Genomic DNA, 13,111 nt, shown 5'->3' on the forward strand with positions numbered 1-13,111 from the left:
GGTTTGGGGGGGGGTGGGGGGGGGGGGGAGGAGAGGGGGTGGAGGGTTTGGGTGGGGTTGTGAAACAGTCTTCCTGGTGGTTTGCTTGGGGGGGGGGGGGAAGGTGGGGCCCACCCCCCCCACCCCCGGGATATTTGCGACGAAGCAAGGTGCAAGGTTTTGCTTCGGGTGAAATATCCTCGGGGGGAGGCCAGAGGCCGTGGGGGGCAGACAGCCCCCCTGTCGCAAGGTTACCCGTGCGCGCGGCGGATGGCTGGTGTCGTGGGACGGGCGTTGGCGCCGCCGGGCGAGACTGGCGCCAAAAATTTGAGCGTTTGCTTTGAATTTCCGCCCCCGTCCTGACGTCAGCGCTTCACGCCCCCTTTTCACGGCGTTTTTCCCGTGCAAACCTGCCCTTGCGCAGACAGAGATTTGCGGCGAACGGGGGACAGTGGATGGCAGATCGCAGCGGTTGGAGGCGTTTCACCCGATCCGAAGCATTCAGCGGGTTGGCCATGGTCAGTCCGACAGCGGTTTATGCGCTGCTGATGTTGGCGGCGCCGCTTGTCACGATCATCGCCTATTCGTTTTTCAAGGATGGCTATCTGACCGTCATCCACGAATTTACCTTGGAGAACTATATCGACACCTGGGGCGATCCGGTGTTCCGCTCGATCATGTTGCGCAGTCTGATGATCTCGGGGCTGGTGACGCTGGTGACGGTGCTGCTGGCCTTTCCGATCGCCTATTACGTGTCCTTTCACGTCTCCTCCTCGATGAAAGCACGTTGGCTCTTCCTGATCACCATCCCTTTCTGGACCTCCTATCTGATCCGGGTTTTCCTGTGGAAGGTGATCCTCGGGTATAACGGGGTGATCAATTCGGGGCTGAAGGCGCTGGGGATCATCGAGCAGCCGCTGACCTTCATCCTCTATAACGTCAATTCCATCGTGCTGACGCTGGCGCATGCCTATGCGCCCTTTGCGATCCTGCCGATCTTTGTCGCGCTGGAAAAGATCGACCGCTCGCTGCTGGAGGCGGGGCTTGATCTGGGCGAGTCGAAATTCCGCACGTTCTGCCGGGTGACGCTGCCTTTGGCGATGCCGGGTGTGGTGGCCTCGGTGCTGATCGTCTTTATCCCGACCATCGGCGATTACGTGACACCGCAGCTGATCGGCGGCGGCAAGATCCCGATGATCGCCAATGTCATTCAGGCCCGGATGCTGGATCTGGACAACAAGCCGATGGGCTCGGCGGTGGCCGTCTCGGCGATGGTGCTGGTCACCATCATCAGCCTGATTTTCCTGTTCCTCAACCGGCGCTTCCTGCGCGGCCAGAAGTGAGGGCTGAGCCATGAAATTCCCCGTGTTGCGGATCTATGCGCTGGCCTATCTGCTGTTTCTCTACGCGCCGATCCTCTTGCTGCCGATTTTTGCTTTCAATGACGGCACCATCATCGCCTTTCCGCTCAAGGGTTTCACCACCCATTGGTTTGAGGAGATGTGGTCAAACCCCACCCTCGGGACAGCGGTGAAAAACTCAATGATCATCGCGGTTTCCTCGGCGATCTTTGCCACTGCCTTTGGCATTTTCGCCGCCCGCGCCTCGACCCGGTTCAGCTTTCCGGGCAAAGGCCCGATCATCGGGCTGATCATGCTGCCGCTGGTGCTGCCCGAGATCATCGTCTCGGTCAGCCTGTTGGTGGTGCTGCTCGGGATGGGCGTCAAGCTGACGATCTTCACCGTCATTCTGGGCCATGTGCTGATCTGCACGCCCTATTCGATTGCGATCCTGAACACGGCATTCGGTGCGCTTGACCGGAGTCTGGAGGAGGCGGCCTATGATCTGGGCGAGGGGAAATGGTCGACGTTCCGCCTGATCATCCTGCCCTTGGTGATGCCGGGCATCATCTCGTCCCTGCTGATTTCCTTCACGATCTCGCTCGACGAATTCATCATCGCCTTCTTCCTTGCGGGGAATGAACCGACGCTGCCCACCTATATCTTCTCGCAATTGCGGTTCCCCAAGCAGATCCCGATGATCATGGCGCTGGGAACCTGTCTTGTCCTGTTGTCGGTCGTGCTGCTGACGATTGCTGAATATTTCCGCCGCCGCGGCATCGCGAAAACCGGCGCCAAGGATTCCGGAGGCTTCCTGTGAACACCCGCTCCACGATGATCGAATTCCGCGACGTTCAGAAATACTACGGCGACTATCACGCCCTGCGCGGGATCACCGCCGAGATCCGGGCGGGGGAGTTCTTTTCGCTGCTCGGCCCGTCGGGGTGTGGCAAGACGACCTTGTTGCGCACGATTGCCGGGTTCGAGGGGATTTCCTCGGGCGTCGTGCTGATCGACGGCAAGGAAATGGCCGATGTGCCGGCCAACAAGCGGCCCACCAATATGGTGTTCCAGTCCTATGCGATTTTCCCGCATCTGACGGTGGCGGAGAATGTGGGCTTTGGCCTGCGGCGCGATCCGCGCACGGCGGCAGAGAAGGCGCAGGCGGTGGCGGAAGCCCTCGAAATGGTGGGGCTCAAGGGCTACGGCGCGCGTGCGGCACATGCGCTGTCGGGCGGGCAGCGGCAACGGGTGGCGTTGGCGCGGGCGCTGATCCTGAAGCCCAAGGTGCTTTTGCTCGATGAGCCGCTCTCGGCGCTGGACAAGAAGATGCGCGAGCAGATGCAGGTGGAACTGATCCGGCTGCAACGGCAGGTGGGGATCACCTTCGTGCTGGTGACGCATGACCAGGAAGAGGCGCTGGTGATGTCGGACCGGATCGCGGTGATGTTCGAGGGGCAGATCGCGCAATTGGCCGATCCCGAAACCCTCTACCGCCGCCCGAACTCGCGGCAGGTGGCGGAGTTCATCGGGGTGATGAATTTCCTACCCGCCAGCATCACGGCTGAACTTGCCGAAGGGTTCCAGTTGCAGGTGGCCGGTCTTGGTGCAGTGGAGATCACCGCTGAGCAGGCCCCCGGGGCGGTGACAGGCGGCGCGGTCGCGGTTGGCTTTCGCCCGGAAACCTTGACCATCCTTTATGAAGGGCAGACCGCCAGCGACCGCGAAACCAGCGGCACCATTGAAGAGGTCGTCTACTATGGCGATATGACCTATTACGATGTGAAGCTCGATGGTGTGGACAGCCCGGTCCGCATCTCGATGCGCAATGTCTTCGGCCGCCCGGTCCTCGATATTGGCACCCGCACCCGTGTCGCCTGGTCGGCGGGCGCGCTGGTGCTATTCCGCTGAGCAGAAGGGGGGCCGTCTGCCCCCCTCGGCCTTGCGGCCTCACCCCCCGAGGATATTTGAAACGAAGCAATGCCTCAGGTTTTGCTTCGTTTCAAATATCCCGGGGGTGCGGGGGCTGGCCCCCGCTCCGGCGACGGGCCTGGCGAAGGTGCTTGTCAGCGCGCGCGGGCTCGGCTAGCTTCCGCGCCATGAACACAACGGCCGCCATCTGCACCATTTGCATTACCTGCTGACATTCGTCAGGCGGGCCGTTCCTTCGTTTTGCAAAACCGGATGAACCTGATAGACCCGCCGCCGGGATGCCCGCGGAGAGGATCTGACATGACCAACATTCGTTTGCACAACACCAAGTCCCGCAAGAAAGAGGCGTTCACGCCAATTGATGCGCAGAATGTGCGGATGTATCTCTGCGGGCCGACGGTCTATGACCGCGCCCATATCGGCAATGCGCGGCCGGTGGTGGTGTTTGATGTGCTCTACCGGTTGTTGCGCCATGAATATGGTGCGGAACATGTGACCTATGTGCGCAATTTCACCGATGTGGATGACAAGATCAACGCGCGGGCGGCGGAGACGGGGCGGGATATCCGCAACATCACCGAAGAGACGATCGGCTGGTATCATGCCGATATGGATGCTCTGGGTGCGCTGCGCCCGGATCATGAGCCGCGGGCCACGGATTACATTGGCGCGATGATCGAAATGATCGAGGGGCTGATCGCGCGCGGGCATGCCTATGCCGCCGAGGGGCATGTGCTGTTTGATGTGCGGTCGTATCCCGAATATGGCGCGCTGTCGGGGCGCTCGGTCGATGATATGATTGCCGGGGCGCGGGTTGAGGTGGCACCCTATAAGCGTGATCCGATGGATTTCGTGCTCTGGAAGCCGTCAGAGGCCGGGGTGCCGGGTTGGGACAGCCCCTGGGGCTATGGGCGGCCGGGCTGGCACATCGAATGCTCGGCGATGTCCTATGAACTCCTGGGCGCGGCCTTTGATATTCATGCGGGCGGGATCGATCTGCAATTCCCGCACCACGAGAATGAGATCGCGCAGAGTTGCTGCGCGCATCCCGGCGCGGGCTTTGCGAATTTCTGGCTGCATAATGAGATGTTGCAGGTGGAGGGGAAGAAGATGTCCAAGTCCTTGGGCAATTTCTTCACCGTGCGGGATTTGCTGGATCAGGGTTATCCGGGCGAGGTGATCCGGCTGGTCTATCTCGGCACGCATTACGGGCGGCCGATGGACTGGACGGCGGAAAAGGCGGCGCAGGCCGAGGCCACCTTGCGCAAGTGGCGTGGTCTTGTCGCGGGCATCGAGCCCGCGGCAAGCCCGGCGCCCGCGGTGATCGCGGCGCTTGGTGATGATCTGAACACGGCGGGCGCGATTGCGGCGCTGCACGAATTGGCAGGCGCCGGGGATCTGGCGGGGCTGAAGGCTTCGGCGGCAATGTTGGGCCTCCTGGAAGATCACATGGGTGATTGGGCAGTGTCGCGGCGCTTCGAGAGGAAGCAGTTCGCTTTTATTATTGGCCCTGTGGATTTCTTTCCCTATTTTGACGCTTTGGATGCAATTGCAGCGAAATGGAGCCAATTGCGTAAAGACAAGCTGTTCGTTGAAGCGGACCTTCTTAAGGCTGCGCTGACCGCTCTTGGTGCTGAATTGAAGGCGACGCCGCAAGGTCCAGAGGTTCTCGTCACAAAAGACATTGATGCCACCAAGCTGGAGGCGCTGAAATGAGCCGCGAGCGCCTCTATCTTTATGACACCACGCTGCGCGACGGTCAGCAAACGCAAGGCGTGCAATTCTCGGTGCCCGAAAAGCTGCAGATCACCCAGGCGCTGGATGATCTGGGGATTGATTACATCGAGGGCGGCTGGCCGGGGGCCAATCCGACCGACAGCGATTTCTTTGAGGTGCGGCCCGAGACACGCGCGACCTTTACCGCGTTCGGGATGACCAAACGCGCCGGGCGGTCGGCCGCGAATGATGATGTGCTGGCGGCGGTGATCAATGCGGGCACCCCGGCGGTCTGTCTCGTGGGCAAGACGCATGAATATCATGTGACGACCGCCCTCGGCGTCAGCCTGCCGGAAAATGTTGAGAATATCGCGGCATCCGTGGCGCATATTGTGGCGTTGGGGCGCGAGGCGCTGTTTGACGCCGAGCATTTCTTTGACGGCTACCGCGCCAATCCCGCCTATGCGCTGGAATGTCTCCGCGCGGCCTATGATGCCGGGGCGCGCTGGATCGTGCTCTGCGATACCAATGGCGGCACGCTGCCCGCCGAGGTCGGCGAGACGGTGCGGGCGGTGATTGCTTCGGGCATCCCCGGCGACCGGCTGGGCATTCACACGCATGATGATACCGGGCAGGCGGTGGCCTGTTCGCTGGCGGCGGTGGATGCCGGGGTGCGGCAGATTCAGGGCACGCTGAACGGGTTGGGCGAGCGCTGTGGCAATGCCAATCTGATCACCCTGATCCCGACGCTCTTGCTGAAAGAACCCTATGTCAGCGCCTATGACACCGGGATTGCGGTGGAAAAGCTGCCGGGCATCACCCGGATCAGCCGGATGCTCGATGATATTCTGAACCGGGTGCCTCTGCGCGCGGCGCCCTATGTGGGGGCTTCGGCCTTCGCGCATAAGGCGGGCCTGCATGCCAGCGCGATCCTGAAAGATCCCGCCACCTATGAGCATATTGAGCCGTCGCGCGTCGGCAATGCCCGTATCATCCCGATGTCCAATCAGGCGGGGCAGTCGAACCTGCGCGCGCGGCTGGCGCAGGCGGGGATTGAGGTCGACCCGAAAGATCCGCGCCTGGCCGGGATTCTCGATGAGATCAAGGCGCGCGAGGATCAGGGCTATGCCTATGACGGCGCGCAGGCGAGCTTTGAGCTGGTGGCGCGGCGGGCGCTCGGGCTGTTGCCGGAATTCTTTGAGGTCAAGCGCTACCGGGTGACGGTGGAGCGGCGCAAGAACAAATACGATCAGATGATCACCCTGTCGGAAGCGGTGGTGGTGGTGAAGATCGGCGGCGAAAAGATGCTTTCGGTCTCGGAGAGCATGGATGAGGCGGGCGGCGACCGCGGGCCGGTCAATGCGCTCTCCAAGGCACTGGCCAAGGATCTCGGGCCCTATCAGGGGTTCATCGACGATCTGAAACTGGTGGATTTCAAGGTGCGGATCACGCAAGGCGGCACCGAGGCGGTGACGCGGGTCATCATCGACAGCGAGGACGGGCAGGGGCGGCGCTGGTCGACCGTGGGCGTCTCGCCGAACATCGTGGATGCGAGCTTTGAGGCATTGCTGGATGCGATGATCTGGAAGCTGGTGCGCGATGGCGCGCAGCCCGCCGGTGGAGACAAAAAGTGAGCCTCGCGGATCTGGCGCAAAAGGTGGAGGCGGGCGATCCGGTCCGCTTTCTGGCGACGATGGCGGCGGCCCCGGCGGCGCGCGCGCAGCTCTGGCCGATCTATGCGCTCAATCTGGAACTGGCGCGCGCGCCCTGGGCCAGCGCCGAACCGATGGTGGCCGAGATGCGGCTGCAATGGTGGGTCGATGCGCTGGAGGGGCTGGCGGCGGGCCGCCGGGTGGCGGGGGTCGCGCCGGAACTGGCGGATCTGGCGGAACAGGGCCTCGATTGCCGCCTGCTGGCGGCGGCGGCAGAGGCGCGGCGCTGGGATTGCTGGGCGGAACCTTTTGAGGATCAGGCGGCGTTTGACGCGCATCTGGATGCCACCTCGGGCCATCTGATGTGGGCGGCGGCCAAACTCCTCGGCGCGCCGCAGAGCGCCGAGCCTGTGGTGCGCGATCTGGCCTGGGGCGCAGGTCTGGCGGGCTGGCTGACGGCGGTGCCCGCGCTGGAAGCCCGCGGGCGCTATCCGCTGGTGGACGGCCGCCCGGCGGCGGTGGCAGAGCTGGCGCGGCGGGGATTGGCGCGGGTTGCACGCGCACGGGCGTCGCGCAGCGCGGTTCCGGCGATGGCGGCGCCTGCGCTTTTTGCCGGCTGGCAGGCGCGGGGATTGTTGCGGCAGGCGGCGGCGGCCCCGGCGCTGGTGGCCGAGGGGGGCCTGCAGCTCTCCGAATTTTCGCGGCGGATCACGCTATTGCAACTTGCATTTTTTGCGCGCTGGTAGGCGCGGCGCTTAAACGAATCTTCAGGTCTTTCGTTCAGGTTCATCCGAATGGGTCCGCTTTGGGGCTTTTTCGGATGAGTGTGCCCTGCATCGGCGGTGGCGAACGGAGACGTATCGATGAAATTTATCGACAATCGCAAACTGACGCTGAAATTGCCCCTGATGATGGTCGGTGTGGCCATGACGGCGATGACGATCATGGGGTTTCAGGCCTACCGCGATGCGCGCGCGCTCCTCGATGTCGAAGGCAACAACCGTTTGAACGGCACGCTCGAGTCGCGCGCCGATCAGTTGGTGACCTGGCAGGAAGCGCTGATCGGGGATGTGCGGGCAGAGGCGGCCAGCCAGGCCACCTCGCGCGGGTTGCGCGAGTTTTCCTCCGCCTGGAAACGGCTTGGCGAAGACCCGAGCGGCTATGTGCGCAAACTCTATGTCGACGAGAACCCGAACCCTGTGGGCCAGCGCCAGCTGCTGGAATTTGCCGGGGACATCACCGATTATTCGATCCAGCACCGCCGCTATCACAATTCCTATGTGACCGCCGCGCAGCAAAAGGGCTATTACGACGTATTCCTCATCGATACTGCGGGCAACGTCCTCTACACGATGGCGAAAGAGGCGGATTTCGGCAGCAATCTGCTGACGGGGGAGTACAAGGATACCCCGCTGGGGGATGTGGTTCGTCAGGCGCTTGCCGCAACGGATGACACGCCGATCGTCTCGGATCTGCGCAATTACGCCCCGTCGAACGGCGCGCCTGCGGCATTCATCGCCGCGCCGGTGCGCGCGACCAATGGCGACATTCAGGGCGTCTATGCCATCCAGATCCCGCTCGACCGGATCGATGCCGCGATGGGCAACCCCTCGGGCCTGGGCCAGACCGGCCAGGGCTATCTGGTCGGCAGCGACCATCTGATCATGTCCAACCTGCGGCTGTCGCCGACGCCGACGGTGCTGTCGCTCAAAATGAACTCGCAGGCCGTGGACGCCGCGCTGAAAGGCGAGACCGGCACCACCGATGAGTTGGGCGCCAATGGCATGCCCTCGCGGCTGGCCTACCGCCCGGTGCATCTGCTGCAGCGCGATCTGGCGCTGGTGGTCGAGCAGGGGCAGGGTGAACTGTTCGGCCCCGCGGTGGCGCTGGCGAAAAAGATGATGATGAACGCGGGCATGTTGCTGGTATTGATGGTCGCGATCTCGTGGTTCCTGGCCCGCAACATCGCCCGCCCGCTGACCCTGCTGCGCGCCGCGATGGACCGTATCGCCGGCAAGGATCTGAGCGCCTCCGTCCCCTACAGCACCCGGGGCGATGAGGTGGGGCAAATGGCCCGCGCGCTGGAATCCTTCCGCGGTGAGCTGATCAAGGGCGAAGCCGTGGCCGAAGAGGGTGCGCTGAAAGGCGCCGCCTTCGAGGGGTCGTCCGCAGCCCTGATGATGACCGACAATGATTTCAACATTACCTATGTCAACGGCGCGGTGCGCGATCTGATCCGCAACCGCATTGCCGATTTCCGCAAGATCAACGCCGAGATTGACCCCGATGCCCTGATCGGCCGCAACATTGACGTGTTCCACACGCAGGCGGCGCGGATCAACGCGATCATCTCGGATCCGGCGCGCTTGCCGTTCCAGGCTGAACTGCGCATCGGCGATGGCCGTTTCTCGGTCGAGGTCAATGAGGTGCAGCAGGCCGAACGCGGCCGCATCGGCCTCGTGGTGGAGTGGCGCGACATCACGGCAGAGATGATGAACCGGGCGCTGCTCGGGGCGATTGATGCCCATCAGCTGATGGTGGAGTTCAGCGCCACGGGGGCTCTGAACAAGATCAATGCCAATGCGGTGACCTGCCTCGGCACCAGCCCGGCGGAGATGGCGCAAAAGTCGATCAATGAGATTCTGGCGCAGATCGAAGCCGATGGCCGGGAGCATTCCGTCCAGTTGGCCGCCGGTGCGCGCGAACCGATCACCGGGCGCTTTGCGCTGCGGGATGGCAAAGGGCGTGAGGTGCTCGTTGAAGGGTCGCTGAACCCGGTGCTGGACCGCAACGGCACGCTGGTGCGGATGGTGCTGATGGCGGTGGATGTCACCGAAGCGCAAAGCCGCCTGCGTGCCGCGGAAGCGGAGCGGGCCGAGATGGTCAAGGCGCAGAACGTGGTGGTGGATTCGCTGCGCGTCGGCCTGCAAAACCTGTCGGCGGGCGATCTGACCACCCGGATCGAGACCAATTTCCGCGCCGAATACGAACAGCTGCGCGCTGACTTCAACAGCGCCGCGGACAATCTGCGGCAGGCGATGTCGATCGTGATCGAGAATGCGGGATCGATTGAAGGCGAGGCGCGTGAAATCTCGAATGCGGCGGAGGACCTGAGCCGCCGGACCGAACAGCAGGCCGCAACGCTGGAGCAAACCGCGGCGGCGCTGGATCAGCTGACCTCTTCGGTGACCTCTGCGGCGGAAGGCGCCAAGGATGCCAACCGCGTGGTGACCGAGGCGCGCTCGAGCGCCGAGGTTTCGGGCGAGGTGGTGAAACAGGCCGTGGCCGCGATGGGCGAGATTGAAAGCTCCTCGGCCAAGATCTCGAAGATCATCAGTGTGATCGACGATATCGCGTTCCAGACCAACCTTCTGGCGCTGAACGCCGGGGTTGAGGCCGCGCGTGCGGGCGAGGCGGGCCGTGGCTTTGCGGTGGTGGCCTCGGAAGTGCGGGCGTTGGCGCAGCGCTCTTCGGAGGCGGCGCGGGAGATTGACGGGCTGATCTCGGAATCCGGCAATCATGTGCGGCGCGGTGTGTCGCTCGTGGGGGAAACCGGGGTGGCGCTGGAGGGGATCCTCAGCTCGGTGATCGACATTGCCGCCCGTGTCTCGCTGATTGCGGGGGCGGCGACTGAGCAGAGCTCGGGCCTGGCCGAGATCAACGTGGCGGTGAACCAGCTGGATCAGGTGACCCAGCAAAACGCCGCGATGTTCGAGCAGACCACGGCAGCCAGCCATTCGCTGACGCGCGGCGCGCAAAGCCTGACCGAGACCACCTCGCAGTTCCGCATCGGATCGGCGCCTGCCGCAGCCCCTGCAACGGCGGCACGCCGGGCGCCGGTGACCACGGCTGCGACGCCCGCAACGGCTGCGACGCCCGCCCGGCCGGTGACCACACCCGCCCGGACCGGCGCTGCCGCGACCACCGCTGCGCCGGGCTTTTCCTCGCGCCGGGTGGCGCCGCCGCCCAGCACGCAGGGCAATCTGGCTGTCAAACACACCAGTGACGCCAGCGGCGACGATTGGGTCGATTTCTGAATTCCGCCCCGTTGGGCACAAGTGATGTGATTATTAGGGAGAGGGTCTCACATGGCCAGGACTCGAGTTTTGATTGTGGACGACTCAACAACGATCCGGAAACTGATCCGGGCGCGGATCAGCGAAGACCCGCGTCTGGAGGTCGTCGGGGAGGCGGCTGATCCGTATCAGGCGCGGGAAATGATCAAGACCCTGTCGCCGGATGTCCTGACACTCGATGTCGAGATGCCGCGGATGAACGGCTTGGAATTCCTGGAGAAACTCATGCGCCTGCGGCCGATGCCGGTGGTGATGATCTCGACCGAGACGCATAAGGGCAGCTCGGCCGCGCTGGAAGCTTTGTCGCTCGGGGCGGTGGAATGCGTGGGCAAGCCCGCCGCGGACAAACTGCCCTCGGGCTTTGTGAACTTGCCCGAGATCCTGCTGATGGCGGCCGGGGCGCGGGTGCGCACGCAAAATGACCGGCAGGTGACAAAACCGGCCTCCGGCTTCAACTGGAACGGCCGCTGTGTGTTCATCGGATCGTCCACCGGCGGCGTCGATGCGCTGGAAACCGTGCTGGCGGAATACCCCGCCGATTGCCCGCCGACACTGATCACCCAGCACATGCCCGCCGGGTTTCTGGCCAGTTTCGCGCACCGTCTGGATGCGCGCATTGCGCCGAAGATTGAGCTGGCGCGCCACGGCGCCCCGCTGGAGCAGGGGCATGTCTACCTCGCGCCCGGTGGGGATCATCACCTCGCGGTCAATTGCGGCACGGTGCCGACCTGCCGGTTGTTCGAGGGTGAAAAGCGTTCGGGCCACCGCCCCTCGGTCGATGTGCTGATGGAATCGGCGGTCGGGATTGCGGCGCGCTCGGTGGCGGTGATGCTCACCGGGATGGGGCGTGACGGGGCGGAAGGGATGCTGCAGATGCGCCGGGCCGGTGCCCGCTGCATCGCGCAGGACGAAGCAAGTTCGGTTGTGTTTGGTATGCCCAAAGCGGCGTTTGAAAACGGCGGAGCGGAGAAACTGGTCCCGCTCGGCCGTATCGCAAAGGAAATCCTGGCGATGACTGGCAAGCCCGGCATCGCACAACCTCAAAGGATACAGGCTTGAGCTCAGATTTTGCATCTCGCCCGGGGCGACCGCGGCATATTTCGCAAGGGGAATATGCCATTGGAGACGGAACGGAATCGCCGATCTCGACGATCCTCGGATCATGTGTCGCGACCTGCATTTATGACCCGAAGGCCCGCGTCGGCGGGATGAACCACTTTTTGCTGCCCGAGGGAAGCAATGTGGGGATTCAGGCCGCGAGTTTCGGGGTCAACGCGATGGAATTGCTGATCAACGCCATGATCAAGCAAGGCGCGTCGCGCAACAATCTGCATGCCAAGGTTTTTGGCGGCGCGCGGATGATCGCGGGGCTCTCGGATGTGGGGGCGAAAAACGCCACCTTCGTGCTGGGCTTTCTGCGCGAGGAGGGGATCACCTGCACCGGCCAAAGTCTGGGCGGTACCCAGGCGCGCCGGGTCGAGTTCTGGCCCGCCGACGGGCGCGCGCGCCAAAAGCTTTTGGGCGAGACGGTACAGGCCATCGTCGAAAAGCCGCCCGTCGTCAAATCCGGCAACGAGGTCGAACTCTTCTGATCACGGCCTGTGGCGAGACGATAAAGGCCCCCGGTTTCGGGGGCCCTTTTTGCATGTCATGCCGGGGTGACGCGCTGTCGCGACCCGGGAAAGCGGGTTTGAGGCGCCGCCGCCGGGCCGGAGGCGAGGCGTCAAAATTCCGCATCCGGTTGCGGGCGTTTCGGCGTGACGCTTCTTGCTGTCCGGTCTCCGGGCGTGCCGCGCATCGCTTGTCACCGAACCGTCGCCGCGTCAGGTTTCAGGGAATACCGCAGGAGCACCGGATGATTCCCCGCCGCATGACCGCCGAAGACGCCGATCTGCCAGAGATACTGGCGCTGATCCGCGAGAGCTTTGCCTATATGGACGCGCGGATCGACCCGCCTTCGTCGATGCACCGGCTGACGCTGGATGATGTCGCGCAGCACTGCCGGGCGGGCGAGGTTTGGGCGATCGGTGCACCGGTGCAGGCCTGCCTGTTTCTCACCCCCAAGGGCGATGCGCTGTATCTGGGGAAGCTGGCCGTGGCGGCCGCGGCGCGCAAGCTGGGTCTGGCGCGGATTCTGGTGGCGCAGGCCGAGACGCGGGCACGTGCGCTTGGCCTGCCGCAGCTGGAGCTGCAGGTGCGGGTGGAGCTCACCGAAAATCTTGCGGCGTTTCAGCGGATGGGGTTCGTGCAGGTGGCGGCCACGGCGCATCCGGGGTTTGACCGGCCCACCTCGCTCACCTTGCGCCGTGCTGTGCCCCGGGGCTCAGAGGCGGCGGCGCCGGGGGCGGGTGCGGCGGGCTGAGTGGCGGCGGCGGGCCGCAGTCAGCCCCCCGCCCGGATCCGCGGGAGCCGGGCC

At 63.9% G+C, this 13,111-nt stretch carries 10 protein-coding genes; all 10 read left to right on the plus strand.

Annotated features, from left to right (window positions below; genetic code table 11):
* Nucleotides 1-494: 494 nt before the first annotated feature.
* Nucleotides 495-1,322 (plus strand): ABC transporter permease, encoded by an 828-nt coding sequence (locus tag ACEN2S_RS17685; protein WP_441868417.1) that lies wholly within the window; start codon nt 495-497, stop codon nt 1,320-1,322.
* 10 nt (nt 1,323-1,332) lie between these two features.
* On the plus strand, nt 1,333-2,139 hold the full coding sequence (locus ACEN2S_RS17690) for an ABC transporter permease (RefSeq protein ID WP_441868420.1): 807 nt from the start codon (nt 1,333-1,335) through the stop codon (nt 2,137-2,139).
* A 14-nt stretch (nt 2,140-2,153) separates the two neighbouring features.
* Complete coding sequence (locus ACEN2S_RS17695) at nt 2,154-3,230, plus strand: ABC transporter ATP-binding protein (RefSeq protein WP_441868690.1); 1,077 nt, start codon at nt 2,154-2,156, stop codon at nt 3,228-3,230.
* Between the two features lie 321 nt (nt 3,231-3,551).
* Nucleotides 3,552-4,967 (plus strand): cysteine--tRNA ligase, encoded by a 1,416-nt coding sequence (cysS, locus tag ACEN2S_RS17700; protein ID WP_441868423.1) that lies wholly within the window; start codon nt 3,552-3,554, stop codon nt 4,965-4,967.
* On the plus strand, nt 4,964-6,601 hold the full coding sequence (gene cimA, locus ACEN2S_RS17705) for a citramalate synthase (protein WP_441868426.1): 1,638 nt from the start codon (nt 4,964-4,966) through the stop codon (nt 6,599-6,601). Before cysS ends, cimA begins: the two co-directional genes overlap by 4 nt.
* Nucleotides 6,598-7,365, plus strand: a complete 768-nt coding sequence (locus ACEN2S_RS17710; protein ID WP_441868429.1) for a squalene/phytoene synthase family protein — start codon at nt 6,598-6,600, stop codon at nt 7,363-7,365. Before cimA ends, ACEN2S_RS17710 begins: the two co-directional genes overlap by 4 nt.
* A 117-nt stretch (nt 7,366-7,482) precedes the next feature.
* On the plus strand, nt 7,483-10,656 hold the full coding sequence (locus ACEN2S_RS17715) for a methyl-accepting chemotaxis protein (RefSeq protein WP_441868432.1): 3,174 nt from the start codon (nt 7,483-7,485) through the stop codon (nt 10,654-10,656).
* Between the two features lie 51 nt (nt 10,657-10,707).
* On the plus strand, nt 10,708-11,754 hold the full coding sequence (locus ACEN2S_RS17720; RefSeq protein ID WP_441868435.1) for a protein-glutamate methylesterase/protein-glutamine glutaminase: 1,047 nt from the start codon (nt 10,708-10,710) through the stop codon (nt 11,752-11,754).
* Nucleotides 11,755-11,903: 149 nt separating this feature from the next.
* A complete protein-coding gene (locus ACEN2S_RS17725) occupies nt 11,904-12,287 on the plus strand; it encodes a chemotaxis protein CheD (RefSeq protein WP_441868438.1) in 384 nt (127 codons plus the stop codon).
* A gap of 263 nt (nt 12,288-12,550) precedes the next feature.
* Nucleotides 12,551-13,057 (plus strand): GNAT family N-acetyltransferase, encoded by a 507-nt coding sequence (locus ACEN2S_RS17730; protein ID WP_441868441.1) that lies wholly within the window; start codon nt 12,551-12,553, stop codon nt 13,055-13,057.
* Nucleotides 13,058-13,111: the final 54 nt, after the last annotated feature.

It is taken from the genome of Phaeovulum sp. W22_SRMD_FR3, assembly GCF_052113705.1.
Classification (GTDB): Bacteria; Pseudomonadota; Alphaproteobacteria; order Rhodobacterales; family Rhodobacteraceae; genus JBGQOG01.

Excerpts from the sequence above, each read along its gene's own strand:
- ACEN2S_RS17695 (WP_441868690.1), top strand. The coding sequence starts at position 2,154 with ATGATCGAATTCCGCGACGTTCAGAAATACTACGGCGACTATCACGCC.
- cysS (WP_441868423.1), top strand. The coding sequence starts at position 3,552 with ATGACCAACATTCGTTTGCACAACACCAAGTCCCGCAAGAAAGAGGCG.
- ACEN2S_RS17730 (WP_441868441.1), top strand. The coding sequence starts at position 12,551 with ATGATTCCCCGCCGCATGACCGCCGAAGACGCCGATCTGCCAGAGATA.
- cimA (WP_441868426.1), top strand. The coding sequence starts at position 4,964 with ATGAGCCGCGAGCGCCTCTATCTTTATGACACCACGCTGCGCGACGGT.
- ACEN2S_RS17690 (WP_441868420.1), top strand. The coding sequence starts at position 1,333 with ATGAAATTCCCCGTGTTGCGGATCTATGCGCTGGCCTATCTGCTGTTT.
- ACEN2S_RS17715 (WP_441868432.1), top strand. The coding sequence starts at position 7,483 with ATGAAATTTATCGACAATCGCAAACTGACGCTGAAATTGCCCCTGATG.
- ACEN2S_RS17720 (WP_441868435.1), top strand. The coding sequence starts at position 10,708 with ATGGCCAGGACTCGAGTTTTGATTGTGGACGACTCAACAACGATCCGG.
- ACEN2S_RS17725 (WP_441868438.1), top strand. The coding sequence starts at position 11,904 with ATGAACCACTTTTTGCTGCCCGAGGGAAGCAATGTGGGGATTCAGGCC.
- ACEN2S_RS17685 (WP_441868417.1), top strand. The coding sequence starts at position 495 with ATGGTCAGTCCGACAGCGGTTTATGCGCTGCTGATGTTGGCGGCGCCG.